At 30.8% G+C, this 16,210-nt stretch carries 13 protein-coding genes; 3 read left to right on the plus strand and 10 right to left on the minus strand.

The genetic code is table 11. From position 1 onward, the window contains the following. Positions 1-6 precede the first annotated feature (6 nt). Entirely contained in the window at positions 7-939 is a 933-nt protein-coding gene (gene rsmH, locus J2Z44_RS07755) for a 16S rRNA (cytosine(1402)-N(4))-methyltransferase RsmH (protein WP_021282389.1), read from the minus strand. Between the two features lie 861 nt (positions 940-1,800). On the opposite strand from rsmH, the gene ychF reads away from it, so the two are divergent. Then, positions 1,801-2,898, plus strand: coding sequence for a redox-regulated ATPase YchF (gene ychF / locus J2Z44_RS07760; protein ID WP_021282388.1), 1,098 nt, complete (start codon positions 1,801-1,803; stop codon positions 2,896-2,898). A 152-nt stretch (positions 2,899-3,050) separates the two neighbouring features. On the opposite strand, the gene J2Z44_RS07765 is transcribed toward ychF, so the two are convergent. Continuing rightward, on the minus strand, positions 3,051-5,402 hold the full coding sequence (locus J2Z44_RS07765; RefSeq protein ID WP_209649471.1) for an AAA family ATPase: 2,352 nt from the start codon (positions 5,400-5,402) through the stop codon (positions 3,051-3,053). Between the two features lie 402 nt (positions 5,403-5,804). Here J2Z44_RS07765 and J2Z44_RS07770 point away from each other — a divergent pair, with 402 nt between their 5' ends. Continuing rightward, positions 5,805-6,227 carry a hypothetical protein gene (locus tag J2Z44_RS07770; protein WP_021282385.1) on the plus strand — a complete coding sequence of 141 codons (423 nt, stop codon included), beginning with the start codon at positions 5,805-5,807 and terminating at the stop codon, positions 6,225-6,227. 216 nt (positions 6,228-6,443) lie between these two features. Here the strand turns inward: J2Z44_RS07770 and J2Z44_RS07775 are convergent, their stop codons facing one another. Then, positions 6,444-8,990, minus strand: coding sequence for a cation-translocating P-type ATPase (locus J2Z44_RS07775; protein WP_021282384.1), 2,547 nt, complete (start codon positions 8,988-8,990; stop codon positions 6,444-6,446). 556 nt (positions 8,991-9,546) lie between these two features. Here J2Z44_RS07775 and J2Z44_RS07780 point away from each other — a divergent pair. Beyond that, positions 9,547-11,190 (plus strand): putative manganese-dependent inorganic diphosphatase, encoded by a 1,644-nt coding sequence (locus J2Z44_RS07780; RefSeq protein ID WP_209649472.1) that lies wholly within the window; start codon positions 9,547-9,549, stop codon positions 11,188-11,190. A 167-nt stretch (positions 11,191-11,357) separates the two neighbouring features. Here the strand turns inward: J2Z44_RS07780 and J2Z44_RS07785 are convergent, their stop codons facing one another. From J2Z44_RS07785 to J2Z44_RS07810, 7 genes are all read right to left on the minus strand, one after another. Continuing rightward, the gene (locus tag J2Z44_RS07785) at positions 11,358-12,149 is read right to left on the minus strand and encodes a hypothetical protein (protein ID WP_021283762.1); all 792 of its coding nucleotides are present in this window, start codon (positions 12,147-12,149) and stop codon (positions 11,358-11,360) included. Positions 12,150-12,399: 250 nt separating this feature from the next. Continuing rightward, positions 12,400-13,182, minus strand: a complete 783-nt coding sequence (locus tag J2Z44_RS07790; RefSeq protein ID WP_021283761.1) for a flagellar hook-basal body complex protein — start codon at positions 13,180-13,182, stop codon at positions 12,400-12,402. A 16-nt stretch (positions 13,183-13,198) separates the two neighbouring features. Then, entirely contained in the window at positions 13,199-13,987 is a 789-nt protein-coding gene (locus J2Z44_RS07795; RefSeq protein WP_021283760.1) for a flagellar hook-basal body complex protein, read from the minus strand. Continuing rightward, the gene (locus tag J2Z44_RS21800; RefSeq protein WP_021283759.1) at positions 13,987-14,121 is read right to left on the minus strand and encodes a hypothetical protein; all 135 of its coding nucleotides are present in this window, start codon (positions 14,119-14,121) and stop codon (positions 13,987-13,989) included. Before J2Z44_RS21800 ends, J2Z44_RS07795 begins: the two co-directional genes overlap by 1 nt. 62 nt (positions 14,122-14,183) lie before the next feature. Next, on the minus strand, positions 14,184-14,786 hold the full coding sequence (locus J2Z44_RS07800; protein WP_021283758.1) for a leucine-rich repeat flightless-interacting protein: 603 nt from the start codon (positions 14,784-14,786) through the stop codon (positions 14,184-14,186). 15 nt (positions 14,787-14,801) lie between these two features. Further along, the gene (locus tag J2Z44_RS07805; protein WP_021283757.1) at positions 14,802-15,536 is read right to left on the minus strand and encodes a FliA/WhiG family RNA polymerase sigma factor; all 735 of its coding nucleotides are present in this window, start codon (positions 15,534-15,536) and stop codon (positions 14,802-14,804) included. An 11-nt stretch (positions 15,537-15,547) separates the two neighbouring features. Then, complete coding sequence (locus J2Z44_RS07810) at positions 15,548-16,201, minus strand: flagellar brake protein (protein WP_021283756.1); 654 nt, start codon at positions 16,199-16,201, stop codon at positions 15,548-15,550. Positions 16,202-16,210 lie beyond the last annotated feature (9 nt).

The raw sequence follows: 16,210 nt of genomic DNA on the forward strand, positions 1-16,210 counted from the left end.
TTAGAACTAAATTTTCTCTGCAATTCTTAGCTTTGCACTTTTACTTCTTGAATTGTACTTTAATTCTTCTTCTGAAGCCTCTATAGGCTTTCTATTTATGAGCTTTATTATAGGTGTTTTATTACAAACGCACATAGGTAGCTCTTTAGGACATTTACATGGATCATGCAAGTCCCTAAACTTATTTTTCACAATCCTATCCTCAAGGGAATGGAATGTAATAATAGCCATTCTTCCACCTAAGCTCAGAGCTTCTACTCCATCAGTTATGGCTCTATCTAAAATATGTAGTTCTTTATTAACTTCAATCCTAATTGCTTGAAAAGTTCTTTTAGCTGGATGTCCTCCCTCTTGCCTAAACTTTGCAGGAATTGAAGCTTTAATTATATCTACTAAATCAAAGGTAGTTTCTATAGGCTTTTTCTTTCTCCTGTCCACAATAATTGTAGCAATTTTCTTAGCAAACTTTTCTTCACCAAAGCTTTTTATCACATCATAAAGTTCTTCTTGGCTGTATTCGTTTACCACATTATAAGCAGAAAAAGGAGAATTTCTGTTCATTCTCATGTCTAAAGGAGCATCCTGCATATAGCTAAAACCACGTTCTCCTTCATCTAGCTGGTAAGAAGAAACTCCTAAATCCATTAGTATACCATCTACCTTTTTTATGTTAAGTTCTTCTAGTATTTCTTTGATATTATAAAAATTATCATGCACAAAGGTTACATTGTTATAATCTTTTAGTCTTTCTTTAGCTGCATTTAGTGCATCTTCATCTTGATCAATACCAATTAATCTGCCTTTTGAGGATAAATTCTTTAAAATCTCTAAAGAATGTCCTGCACCACCTAAGGTACAATCTACATATATACCATCGGGCTTAATATTTAAACCTTCTATACATTCCTGAAGCATTACAGAAATATGTTTAAACTCCATTTACATCTTCTCCTTCTACGAATAGTTCTGTGTATATTTTTACCATCTTTACAATTTTATTTCATAATTTTAAAAATAAATGCATATAGGCTACTTACCTATCATATTATTCTATGCTTACCTAAAAATTCCTTCAAAAAGGTGAAGGAATTATTGCTTTTTTTTGTGATTTTATAATTTATTTTTCAACAGCTTTTTTATTTACAAATACTGTAAAATGCTGTAATTGGATGGGTTATATTATTACACCTTATTTTAAATAATAAACCCCTTTTTTGCAATTTTCCATTCATTTATAATTAAATCATAATAAAATTAAAATTTCCATAACCTTTACTAAGGCATCTTCAAAAACTAAATAAGTCAATCTGCTAGTCTATTTCGCGCTATACTTCGTCAACAGAACCCTTTGATAGCCCCACTATCTGCGGAACCTATTTCCTTGTCTATCACAAAATAGCCTTCACATCTTTGACTTGTTATCTATTTACAGATGCCTAATATTGAAATATATTTATTTGTAGAGTATAATTTAAAAGAATTATTTAGAAAAATATAAATATGTAAAGAATAATGTTATTTACTCATAATATGTTGTTTAAAGACTTATATGTTGTTTAAAGACTTAAAGAATGAAAATATGTTTTATTAATCTTTAAAAGGTCTTAAGGCATCTATTGTAACACTAATGTGTGAGTTAATTCTTAACTTTGATTCTCAATAACATAGGCTCTTAAGGTGAAAATTTATTATATTCATCTTCTAAAGGCCTTAAGGTAGCAAAGATTGGTATTATATGTATTCTAAGCCTTATCTTTGTTCTCCTATATCTTGTATTATCTTTGAAAGGAAAGAAAATTTATGAAATTAGGAATTGTTGGTTTACCAAACGTTGGTAAAAGTACTTTATTTAATGCTATTACACAGGCTGGTGCAGAATCTGCAAATTATCCATTCTGTACTATCGAGCCAAATGTAGGTGTAGTTAGCGTACCTGATAACCGTCTTGATGTACTTCAAGAAATTTATAATTCAAAGAAGAAGGTTTATACTGCTATAGAGTTTTATGATATTGCTGGTCTTGTTAGAGGTGCTAGCAAAGGTGAAGGACTTGGTAATAAATTTTTATCTCATATTAGAGAAGTTGCATCTATAGTTCATGTAGTTAGATGCTTTCATGATGAGAATATAGTTCACGTTGAAGGTTCAGTAGATCCAATTAGAGATATTGAAACTATTAATTTAGAGCTTATCTTCTCTGATCTTGAAGTTTTAGACAGAAGAATGGAAAAAGCTTTAAAATTAGTTCGTTCTGGAGATAAAACTGCTAAGGCCGAATACGAGCTTATGGAAAGAATAAAGAAACATTTAGAAGATAATAAGCCTGTTAGAACCTTAGAACTTACAGAAGATGAAAATATATTTGTTAAAAGTTTATTCTTAATTACCTCAAAACCTGTACTTTATGCTTGCAATGTGAGTGAAGAAGATTTAATGTCTGGGAATGCTGAAAATGATTTAGTAAAAAAAGTTAAATCTTATGCTAAGGATGAAAATTCTGGAGTTATCATAGTTTGTGCAAAACTCGAAGAAGAGCTTTCTACTTTAAGCGATGAGGAAAAGAAGGATTTACTAGGTGAATATGGCTTAAGTGAATCAGGATTAGATCAATTAATTAGAGAAAGTTATACTCTTCTTGGACTAATGAGCTTTTTAACTGCTGGTGTTCAAGAAGTAAGAGCATGGACAATTAAAATTGGAACTAAGGCTCCTGAAGCTGCTGGAAAAATCCATAGTGATATTGAAAGAGGATTTATCAGAGCTGAAATTGTTTCTTATGATAAACTAGTAGAATGTGGTTCTGAAGCTTCGGCAAAGGAAAAGGGTTGTTATAGACTCGAAGGTAAAGAGTATATAATGCAAGATGGAGATGTAGTTAACTTTAGATTTAACGTATAAAAAAGGATTTTTATGAGGCCACTGAAAAAGTGACCTGATTTTTATCTCCTTTTATTCTATATAAAATAAGAAAGTACACTTTATGGATAAGTTACCTCTCATCCACACAGTGTACTTTCTTATTTTATAACATTTCTATCCTGTAGGTTTTCCTAATCTTCTACCTTATTATTTTCTGGGTTTACTTTCCTAGCCCCAGCTTTAGGTGTTTTTGGTTTTTCTATATATTTTTTACTTTCCTTATCAATAACTTTTAAAATTTTCTCCAAGGTTGGGTCTTTGTAATCTAGTAATACTTGAAGGGCATCATCAATATTTTCCATTGTATATAGTTTAAATTTCCCTTGTAAAATAGCATCCTCTACTTCCTTACATAGGACTAAATCATCTTTATTTGATGCAGGTATTAATACTCCTTTTCCTTCTATGGTATTCACTTCTTTACACACACTAAAGAAACCTTCAATTTTTTCATTAACACCGCCAATTGGTTGTACTTCACCAAACTGATTTATAGACCCTGTAACTGCTATATTTTGTTTAATAGGAAGCTTTGTTAAAGAGGAAATCATACAAACAACTTCTGCTACAGAAGCACTATCTCCATCAACTATTCCATAAAGCTGTTCAAAGCTTATATGGAAATCTACAGGGAGCTTTCTATATCCCCCATTGAGAGAACTCATAAAACCTCTTAAAATACTTATTGCTTTGTTATGAATTCTTCCACTTAAATTAGATTCTCTTTGGGTATCAATAATATGCCCATCTCCTTTGTAACAGGTACAAGTTATTTTTAAAGGTTTACCAAAGCTTACATAACCCGTGTCAATAACAGAAAGGCCATTAATCTGCCCTACTCTGCTGCCACTTACGCTAATTAGCATTTTCTTCTCTTTGTAAGTCTTTAATATTTCTTCTTCAATGAGCTCTTTTTTATAGGCAACTTCGATAATATCATCATCATCGATAGTCTCTTTACCTTGCTGCAAAACTCTATCGTTTGCTAAAAGAATTAAATTTGTTAAATCATAATCATCGAAGAAGATTTTATTTTTATTTTCTGCTTTTCTTGAAAGCACTTTGGCAATCTCTTTAATTGCTCCATTACTTAATGGTTTAATATTATTTTCTGCGCAAAATCTATTTACTTCGTTTACTAGAGAACCTTTAATATTTTTATCTATTTCCATAACAGTCTTATACTCTGTTCTCATTTTAAAGATTTTTCTAAAATCCTCATCATGAGTGTATAACAAGTCGTAGGTTTCGTAGTCCCCGATTAAAATAACCTTTTGTTTAACTCCAATTGGCTTGGGTTTTAATCCACTAAGAGCTAATAATTCAAAATATCCCTTATTATAATCTAAATCTATTTTTTCTGTAATTAATACTTTTTTAAGATAATAATAGGATTGAAGATTGTTTAATAAATTGTTAACTCTTATAATTAAACATCCTCCATTAGCCTTAATTAGACTACCTGCCTTAATCAAAGATACGTCAGAAACATAGACATTATTGTGGTTTTCATATTCAATATTCCCAAGAAGATTTGTAACATTTGGATCTTCCTCAAAAATAACCGGTGGTGTTTTGTTTCCATTATTATCAACAATAACATTAATCATATACTTATAAATAATTTCATTTATCTTTTCTTCATCATCATCGTAATTAATGCTATAGTTTTCCACTAAATTACTTTCTATGGTCTCGCATACATACTCTAAATATTCTACTGCCTCTTTATTATCTTCAAAGGTTTCTCTAAAGTTTTCCTTCTTATTTTCAATTTGCTCATTGAGATACATAAGCATTATTTCTTTTATTTTTTTAAGCTCATTGGCTTCCATATTCTTTAGCTGCTCTAATATGTCCTTGGCCTTTGCTTTAAGTTCATTTACTTTACTAATCATGGCATCTTTTTCATCCATGTCTAAATCTTCATATTCTTCTTCAGTCATTTCTCTGCCTTCATTTAGTGGAATAAAGGTAAACCCACCATTATTACTCTTAATATCAAATCCACTATTTTTAGAAACCTCTACTAAGCTATTAATAATTTCATTTCTTTTCTTTTGAATTTTGTCTACCAAATTATCTTTTTCTTTGTTCTCTGAGTCATTGTAGAACTGAAAAGTATATTCGGAGTATAAACCCTGTAATTCTTCAAGTGCTTCCTTAAATTCATTTCCAAGCCCATTTGAAAGTATAATTGGTATTGGTTGTTTATCATCATCTTTAACTACATAACAAATATCATCCGGAGCCTTATTATCTTTAAAGATATCTTTAACATACTCAATAATATGTTTAATTCTATCTTTAGAGTAATCATCAACTAAATAAATATTATAACCATCATTATCTATCTGAAGAGCAGTTTTTATCTTTTTATATGCCTCTGAATATTGAGGTAACATCCACTTTTCCTCTGATGCAGAGACTCTATTAATATCAAAATCATAAATTATGTCTTTGGGAGTTAATTCTTTATACATACTCTCCTCCTTCAAAATCATTTATTATATTAATATTCTTTTAACTGTGATTTTGGAACAAAAATATAAAAATTTTATAAAATAGTAAGTTTTTCTATTTTAATCTTTGAAACTTTCCTTTAAACTTGTTATAATAATGTGGTTATTATATAATATTTTTGTTATCATAATAATATTAATAAATAAACATATACTTTAAGTAATTATAAGTTTAGGCATCTGAAAATAAATAACAAGTCTAAGATGTGAAGGATATTTTTTGATAGACAAGGAAACAGGTTCCGCAAATAGTGGGGCTATCTAAGGGTTCTGTTGACGCAGTATAGCACAAAATAGACGAGCAGATTGACTTATTTATTTTTTGAAGATGCCTTATATTCTTCACGAAAAGGAGTCATCAATATGGGATTTAAAGAAAAACTATCAGAAAGCTATACTAATAATTGGTTGAAAAAATATGGAGACAGACTTACGCAGCTTCAAGGAAGAGTTCTTTCCATAAAATCAGAGGAAAAAAGTTTTTTAGGAATTATTAATTGGATAACTGTTACAATAGTATTAAAGCAAGAAAATAGCAAAGCTGTTGCTACTTGCATTTACAATAAGAGAAGATGGTTTAAAAAGCCTGATTTTATTGAAATAAAGCAGGGTCACTCTTTAGTAATTCAGGGATTAAAGCCTGATAGAAAGAAGAAAAAGAAAAAAGATCTAAAAGAATTTATTTCAATTATGAATGTTATGAACCTAACCACTAAGAAGGACTTAATTCCTGTAGAGGGTGGATTAAAAATGCAGAGAATGAGAGCAGACAGAAGATTTAAATAAAGAATAAGGTAGCGAATTTGCTACCTTATTTTTTTATTGGTTTTTTAGGGAAGTTTTTAAAAATGAATATATTAGTGCACTGGTCTACTTCGAGTTATACTACGCTAACAGTATCCCGAGATAGCTCAGTATCCAAGGAACCTGCCTATTTGTCAACTGAAAGTATCTCTTCACAGCGTTAACTTATTTGTTATTTTCAGCTCCCTAAAAAGTATTCTAATGCCTATGAGTAAATAGTATATACACACTATTAATTAAGGAAATGATTCCTGAGAAGAAAACAATTATCATCCATTGTCCAAAATTTATTGCTGAAGTATGGAATATTCCTTGGAAGGTTGGTACATACATAATAGAAATTAAGGCTCCTATAGAAATAGTAACAGCACCTATTAGATACATATTGGTAAAGGGATTTATTTCAAACAGTGAAAGTTTCTCACTTCTACATTCAAATACGTGAATTAGCTGAGAACAAATCAACGTTCCAAGAGCTAAAGTTCTACAAGTCTCTAAATCAAATCTATAGTATTTACCAACTAAAAAGGCTAATACTGTGCAAATTCCTATTAAAGATCCCCTTAATAAAATCTTTTCTTTCAATCCTCTAGAGAACACTCCTTCATTTTTATCCCTTGGTTTCTCATACATAATATTTTTGTCTGCTGGATCTACTCCTAAAGCAATAGCTGGTAATCCATCTGTAACCAAGTTAACAAAAAGTATTTGTATAGGCAACAGTGGGACTTCCAAATAGAAAAGTGAAGCTAAAAACATTGTTAGTACTTCTCCAAGGTTACAAGACAATAAATATCTTATAAACTTTCTAATATTATCATAAATAACTCTTCCCTCTTCTACTGCCGCTACAATGGTAGCAAAATTATCGTCTAAAAGAATCATAGAGGCTGCTTCCTTAGTTACATCAGTACCTGAAACTCCCATTGCAATACCGATATCTGCCTCCTTAACTGCTGGAGCATCATTAACTCCATCTCCTGTCATAGCCACAATCTTATTTTGGGCCTTAAAGGCTTTAACAATTCTTAATTTGTGTTTTGGACTAACTCTAGCAAATATCCTATAGTTGTTTATATTTTTGTTTAATTCTTTATCACTTAGAGTATCTAGTTCAGCCCCAGTAATAACCTCTGAAGCATCAGTGCAAATATCAAGTTCCTTACCGATAGCAAATGCAGTATTTTTGTGGTCTCCTGTTATCATTACAGGCTTTATTCCTGCAATTTTACATTCTAAAACAGCATCCTTAACCTCTTTTCTTGGAGGGTCAATGATTCCTGCCACCCCTACAAAAACTAAATCACTTTCAACTCTTTCATTTTTAACTAAGTTATTTTCCTTATATGCTCCTGCAATACATCTTAGAGCTCTAAAGGACATATCATCAATTAATTTCTCTACACTTTTTCTGTAAGCAGGAGTAAACGGCTCAACTCTACCATTAATTAGGATATGAGAACATCTTTCTATTACCCTCTCAGGTGCCCCTTTAACATAGCATACTTCTTTATCTCTACTATCTTTCACAATAACTGTCATCATTTTTCTTGTAGAGTTAAATTGTATATCATAAACTCTTTCAGCAGAGGTGACAAAATTTTCGATATCTCTTGGTTTTTTGAAAAAAGCTTTAATTAATGCGGTTTCTGTTGGATCTCCCATCAAAGCCTTTTCTATTGAACTATTAGTAAAATCATAGTTACAATCATTACAATAGGTAAAGATTTTTTTTAGCATATCTTGCTGAAATTCTTTTTCTTCATCTAAGTTATGAACCCTTCCATCGCAAAGTAAGGCTTTAACTGTCATCTTATTTTGAGTTAAGGTTCCTGTCTTATCACTACATATTACAGAAGTGCAGCCTAAGGTCTCTACCGCTGGAAGTTTTCTAACTAAAGCATTTCTATTTAACATTCTAGAAACCCCTAGAGCTAGTGCCACTGTAACAATAGCGGATAATCCCTCTGGTATAGCAGCTACAGCTAAACTTACTCCAGATAAGAACATCTCATAGGCATTTTGACCACGCCATATGCCTAAAAAAGTTACCAAAGTACAAATAGAAAGACATAAAACCACTAGTATTCTTCCTAGAGAATTTAGCCTTTCCTTTAAAGGTGAAGTCTCATCTTCTATATTTCCAAGCATATCTGCAATTCTACCCATTTCAGTATTCATACCTGTAGAGTACACTTTTGCCTTTCCTTTGCCAGTAAGAACTATAGTGCCCATATACATATGGCAATTGTCATCATTACTACTCTTAAATACTCCTACAGACTCTCCAGTAAGCAACGATTCATCCACCATAATATTGTTATCCTCTACAAGGATACAGTCAGCTGGAATCCTATCTCCACTTTCTAAAACAATTAAATCTCCAGGCACAAGATAAATAGAATTAATTATATCAATTCTTCCATTTCTGATTACCTTAGCTGTTGGTGATGCAAGTTCCTTTAAGGCTTCTAAAGATTTTTCAGTTTTAAATTCCTGAACAAATCCTAATATTGCATTCATTACTACGATAATTAGGATAGTTATAGCATCGGCCTTGTCCCCCATAATTCCTGAAATTAAGGTGGCTACAATAAGTATCCATATAATTAAATCATTAAATTGTGAAAGAAAAATTTTAATAGCTGAAATTTTTTTCTTATTTTCCAGCACATTAAGGCCATGTTCTTTTAATTTTCTTTCAACTTCTTCGCTAGTAAGCCCTCTGTATTCTTTAGCTCTCACACTTTTTCCCCCTTTTTATAAAATTTAGGAATCTATAGGATTTGGTTATATATACTTCCACATAGATGCCTTTCCATAAAATATATGTACTAGCCCTTTAGTATATTCCTTAGTAAAATGCTTCAATCTCAACAAATAAAAGTATATATTTATTAGTCTAGTTTACTTAAGGCATCTTCAAAAAATAAATAAGTCAATCTGCTCGTCTATTTTGTGATATACTGCGTCAACAGAACCCTTAGATAGCCCACTATCTGCGGAACCTGTTTTCTTGTCTATCAAAAAATATCCTTCGCATCTTGGACTTGTTATTTATTTTCAGATGCCTAATGCCATATTTAAAAATTGCTACTAATATAAGTTAGCTCAAAATTTTCTATTCTAGTAAAAAGCCCATTGAAATTCTATAAATTCTCCGTGGTCTTTATAGACTCATTGACATGGTAATAATTACATTATAAAATACTACATATACTCTTAGGCATCTTTTACTTGTTATTTATTTTCAAACGCCTTATTTCAGATGCCTTAAGGAAATTTTTAAGGAGGTATGTAAATGAAGAATACCATCTATATTACAGGACATAGGAATCCAGATTCAGATTCTATTTGTGCTGCAATTGCTTATGCTGAGTTTAAAAATAAAACTCAAAAAATTCCTGCTATCCCTATACGACTTGGCGAAATAAACAGGGAAACAGCCTTTGTATTAAATTATTTTGGTGTTGAACCTCCTCAGCTTGTTCAAACTGTAAAGACTCAAGTTGCAGATTTGGATATTGATACCGTAGCTCCTATTGCTCCTGACATATCTTTAAAGATGGCTTGGTCCATAATGAAAAAAAATAACATAAAGACCCTCCCTGTAATAGATTCCAATGACAGGCTTTGGGGAATAGTTTCTGTATCAAACTTAGCTTCAAGCTATTTAGATATTTGGGACAATTACATTCTTGCTAAAAGCAATACAAGTATTAATAACATACTTGAAACACTATCTGGGAAAATTATATATTTATCGGAAGAAAATTTAATACTTGCTGGAAAAGTTGTAGTTTCTACTATGGCACCTGACTCTGATAAAACTATAATTGAGCCAGGGGATATTGTAATATGCGGAGATAGAGAGGATACTCAAAAGTTTATTATAGAAAAACAAGCAAAACTTATGATAGTTTGTGGTAGTCATATTCCTAGTGACAGTACTATAGACATGGCCATGAAAAAAGGTTGCACAGTTATAACTACGCCTTACGACTCTTTCACTGCAGCAAGACTAATTCCTCAAAGTATCCCAATTAGCTTTGTTATGACTAAAAATAATGTAATCTCCTTTGATACTAATGATTTTATCGAGGACATAAAAGATATTATGCTTGAAACTAGATATAGAAGCTATCCAGTCCTAGATGAAAATGGTAAGGTAATTGGAAGTATTTCTAGATATCATTTAATTACTCAAAATAGAAAAAAACTGATTTTAGTGGATCACAACGAAAAAGCTCAATCAGTAGCTGGCCTTGAAGAAGCAGAAGTTCTAGAAATTCTTGATCATCATAGAATTGCTGATATTCAAACTGGGATTCCAATCTACTTTAGAAATGAGCCTGTAGGAAGTACCTCAACTATTGTAGCTTCAATTTTCTTTGAAAATGGTATTAGACCAAGCAAGAAAATTGCAGGACTTTTATGTGCTGCAATTATTTCAGATACGCTTTTACTAAAGTCACCTACAGCAACCTTAGTAGATGAGATAGTACTAAAAAGATTAGCAGAAATTGCTAACTTAAATATTGAAGAGTTTGCAAAGGAAATGTTTAAGGCTGGAACTTCTCTTGAAGGTAAAACTGCTAAGGAAATCATATACCAAGACTTTAAAACCTTTGCAATTAACAATTATAAAGTTGGGGTATCTCAAGTAACTACTACCTATATTGAAGGCTTTAACCCAATGATAGAAGATTTCAAGGCTCTTATGAATAGAAAAGCCTCCTCAAACGGCTTTGACATAATGCTTTTAATGATTACAGACATATTTAGCAGTAGTTCATTATTTATCGCTGCTGGTGAACATAAAGAATTGTTCTACAGAGCCTTCAATGTAAAATCTAAAAATGATACGGTTTTCCTAGATGGCATTGTATCTAGAAAAAAACAAGTTATTCCTCCAATTACTGAGGTTATAAATCAAACTAAGTAGTTAACCTAGGTTTAAAATTAAAACCTACATATTACTTTTATATTTTGTGTGAATTATAACAGCCTATAGGAGCCAAAAGTTATCTATTAACTAAGGCTTCCTATAGGCAAATTTTGTTTAACTAGGCTTTATAATTTTGTTAAGAAAAGTAATATTATAAAGATGGTTTATGATGTTAAAATTACCTTTATTAGCTCTGCTTCATAAATCCAAAATGCTACAAAGACAACAAAACATATGCTATAAACTAATGATGAAAAATCCTTAATAGACATGTAATCAATCTTATTTGAGAAGATTCCGTAACTTTTAAGGTAGTGAACATTTTTTCTTTCCACATCATAGTAAAAATTTACTCCCTCAATATAAGCGGATATAATATATACATTTATTAATGGATCTCTAATAACATTTCCAATGAAGTCACCTTTAAAACTTATCCTTAAGGTTTTATTTCTAGGTACATATATGGTATATAGTATTAATATGGCAATAAGCGAAGGAATAATATTTAGTAGATTATTTAAAAATCTAAAAGTAAGCAGTTCACTATGGAATCCAATATAGTATATTAAAGTATAAATAACCCCTCCAAAATTCCCTAAAATCACTATATAAAAAATTGGCGCAATGAATCCACAAACTAAACCTCTAGCAATACAGGAAAGTTTATTGTAGAACTGCCTTTTATCACCTATCCTATTTGAATTACCTTTAGCTTCAGTATCACTAATTTCTATCACTAGTAGAGTTACCAAAAGATTTCTAAATTCTCTATGCCAAACTAATCCTACTATAAAGCACACAATTGCAATAAAAAACAAATAAAATATATTGCAATAAACTTTCTTTTCTAGCTTATTTACAATAATTTCATGAAATCTTTCAAACATAGCATGCCTATCAAATCGCCATAGAACTATACTAAGTAAGCATCCAAATAGGTATCCAACCCCCATAGCCTTCCTCCCCTACTAAAAAAGTAACCAAGTCAATTATTTCTCATATATACCTTAAACCCATTAATTTTTATACACTATTATATGTTTCCACTAATTTTTTTAGAATGCTAAAGGAACTAAAGGTGAGTTTCCTCCACCGTAAAAAAACTCACGCAAAAGTTTCCTTTTACATGAGTTTAATATGTATTATTATATGTTAGGCATCTGAAAATAAATAACAAGTCCAAGATGTGAAGGCTATGATGCCTTATCTTAAACTATTAATCATATGCCACATTTCATCTACTGTCTTTAACCCAGTAGAACTTAATTGGAAAGCCCTTTGAGTTACAATCATATCCGTCATTTCTTGACCCATATCTACATTTGAGTTTTCCAAATATCCTTGAAGAATAGACCTATCCTTCACTTCAACCATTTGCACATTTTCCCTTGGAACAAAAAGACTATCGCCTGCTGATAATAATCCATCACCACTAATAGAATCATAGGTCTTTATTTCACCTATTGTTCTAAAATTACCATCTGTTTTAATCATAAAACTTCCGTTTTTATCCACTTGGACGCTTGAACCCTGTAGCTTTAATCTGTCTTGCACATTTAGTTCATTACCTTGTGCATCAACAACACTTAATCTATAACCATTATTGTCAACTAAGATTCCACTAGAGTCAATTTTAAAGTTACCATTTCTTGTGTAAGCAACAGAGCCATCAGGTTTATAAACCTTAAAGAACCCTTTTCCGTCTACAGCTAAATCTGTGCTAAGTCCAGTTTCATTAAACCCACCTTGAGAGAATTGCCTAAGGGCAATAGTACTTTTAACTCCACTGCCTGTGTAAAGGTTGTTAGCACCTACACTTGTAGGAACGCCTTCTCTCTGTAACGAATTATTATATAAATCTTGAAACTGAACATTAACTTTTTTATATCCTATAGTATTTACATTTGCAATATTATTAGAAATAGCATCTAGCTTATTTTGTTGTGCCATCATTGAACTTCTATTAGTGTACAAAAGTGCATACATAATCCTCACTCCTAACCTATCTTACTGTACCAATTTCATTTACAGCCTTACCCAAAGTTTCATCTAAAGCCTTTAAAACCTTAGTATCGCTTTCAAAATTTCTCATTACAGCCATCATGTCTGACATTTCTTTAATTATATTTACATTTGCAGTTTCTAGTGATCTTTGACTAATAGAATACTTAGTAGACATAATTGGATTTTCACCTTGGTATAAGTTATCGCTAACTTTAATAAGATTTCCATAAGTATTATTTTCTTTTTGAAAATCAACTACTGCAAGCTGACTTCTTCCTATGCCTTCCACAGAAATCTCGCCGCTTTTACTGCATACAAAATCTCCACTACCTACATATAAAGGCTCCAATTGACCATTTTTATACCCCATAACTCTGTCCCCATTAACTGTAACTAAATAACCGTTCCCATCAATATTAAAATGACCATCTCTGGTATAGTAATTTTTCATTCCACCAGCTTCATTTCTTTGAACTACAAAGAACCCTTCTCCTTCAATAGCAAAATCAGTGTTAATACCTGTTCCTTTTACCAACCCTTGAGAAAAATTAGTATTTCTTTCATTAATCTCAGAACCGTTACTTAGATATCCAATATTATTTCGAACATTTCTATTACCTTGAAACTTATCTCTATTAGATATCATTACTTCATTAAAGCTTTTTATAGAGATATTTTCAGACTTATAGCCTGAAGTATTAGCATTGGCAATATTATTCATAATAACATTTTGTTTTGCCTCACTTGTTATAAGACCTGCTGTAGCTGTATATAACCCTCTTATCATTATTTCACCTCATCTTTAATCATTACCCTAATTTCCTCTGGATATTTCATTCCCATTTTCCTAGCTCTAATTTCAACTTGTCCATCACTTAAGCTATAGCTAATTACATTGAAAAACGAAAAAAAAGCTGCCATTAAAATTCCAATACCTATACCAAATAAAATTTTTCTATCACTGAAAAACTCAAAAAAACTCTTTATTTTAGATATAATTCCTTTATTAATAGGACTTCACCCTTTCCAATATTAAGTCTAGCTGCAATCTCATCTAAAGTTAGACCTTCATTAAATAGATTTTTTATATCTTCAATCTTTAGAGTATTACTGGATAAGGTATCATTGCTTTCTACATCCAAAACAAAGTCTTTATGTAATTCACTTTTAATATTAGCTTCGCTTTTCTCCAGTAAACTTTTAGTAATTATCCCACTATCTTCTTTATTATAACTTATCTCAAGTCTTTGTGCACTACTATTGTAGTTTTTTTCTTCATCATAATCTAATTTCTCTATACTATTCATTTCATTCTTTATATCAACGTTAGCATCTTGACTTATTATATCTTCTCTTTTTATTAGGGTTCCCTTATCTATTATATCTTTTAAATCTAGAATTTCTCGTTGTAATTCAGTAATTGTTTCTGCAAATTCTCTTCTCAATTCAAGTAGCATTAAATCAACTTCCTCTACACTAGCTGATGCAGTGTCAAAGGCTGACTTAAATGAAGTCTTTTCCTTTCTTATAGCTTTCCAATTTAATATGACTAAGAAAAAACCAATAAAAATTAATATTATATACATGTATCCACCCTACTTCTAAGAATTTAAATCGTATTTCAGCTTGCGAATTGCATTTTTTAAATTAATGATTGCTTTGCTGTGTAACTGACATACTCTCGACTCTGAAACGTCTAAAACATCTCCAATTTGCTTTAAGGTTAACCCCTCAAAGTAATACAAGTTTAATATTAATTTGTCCTTTTCCCTTAATAAATCTAGAGCCTTATATAAATACTCTTTCATTTCTGTATCTTCAAGAGTTTTTTGTGGACTTGGACTATTAATATCTTCAATAGAGTTTAACAATGCAACATCATCATCTTCACTAAATAAGAGAGAATCTAAGGATACCATTGAGATATAGTTTATATATCCTTCGATTTGTGAAACTTCTTCCTTTGCAATTTGTAACTCATCTGCAATTTCAGAATTAGTAGGTTCTCTAAGCAATTTATTGCGTAACGCCTCTATGGCCTCATTATATCTATTTAGCTTATCCATAGACCTTTTAGGAATTGGACTATTTCTCCTTAGTTCATCGATAATAGCACCCTTTATTCTTATTGATGCATAAGTTGAAAATTTCATTCCTTTGCCTTCATCAAACTTATTTATAGCATCCATAAGTCCAATTATCCCATAACTAACTAAGTCCTCAAATTCAACATACCTTGTCTTACCAATTATAACCTTTGAAGCTATGTATTTTACTAGTGGTAGGTACTTCTTAACAATTTCTGTTTTAACGTCTACATGGCATGCTACAGACATTTTTATTCCTCCTATTTAGATCTAATGTTTTTTCTCATGTACTTAAAAATAAACCCTATAATTGCTTCTCTTATGGTATTGTCAAGATCTTGAAAGGAAAGACCATAAACATGGGCATTATTGCTAGTATTCTTTTCTATTCTTTTCACCTTACACTTAACTAAGTGCTGGTTATGCTCAATTGGTAGACATACCATTAAAATATCATTAAGTTCTAACTTTTCTGCTATTTTAACCTTAATTCCACCACCGCTTAAATCAACAGAATAACCTTTAGTAAACTCTTCTAAAAGAACATTTTTTTTAGCTTTAATATCATAATTTTTTAGAACTAAATAACTAATTTCAGTTACATAATTAATTCTAACATAATTTCTTCTTTGCACCTTATAAAATTCTGTTGGCATACTAATTGCAATTAGTGGGATATTTTCATGCTTTCTTCCTACTACATGTGATTTGAACTTATATATATTCTTTTTCTCATCACTATAGTATGCCTCTATAATATCACCTTGATTTAACGGATAGTAAATCCCTCCACTCATAGGAATGCTAATATAAAAAAAACTCTCGTTTACTTCTTGAATTATACTTTTTGCTATAGCACCATTATCACATATTATATCTAACTTTTTATTAACTTGAAAAGTAATTGTATTCATTTTGCCTCC

This window comes from Clostridium punense (assembly GCF_017874425.1).
GTDB classification, from domain to species: Bacteria; Bacillota; Clostridia; order Clostridiales; family Clostridiaceae; genus Clostridium_J; species Clostridium_J punense.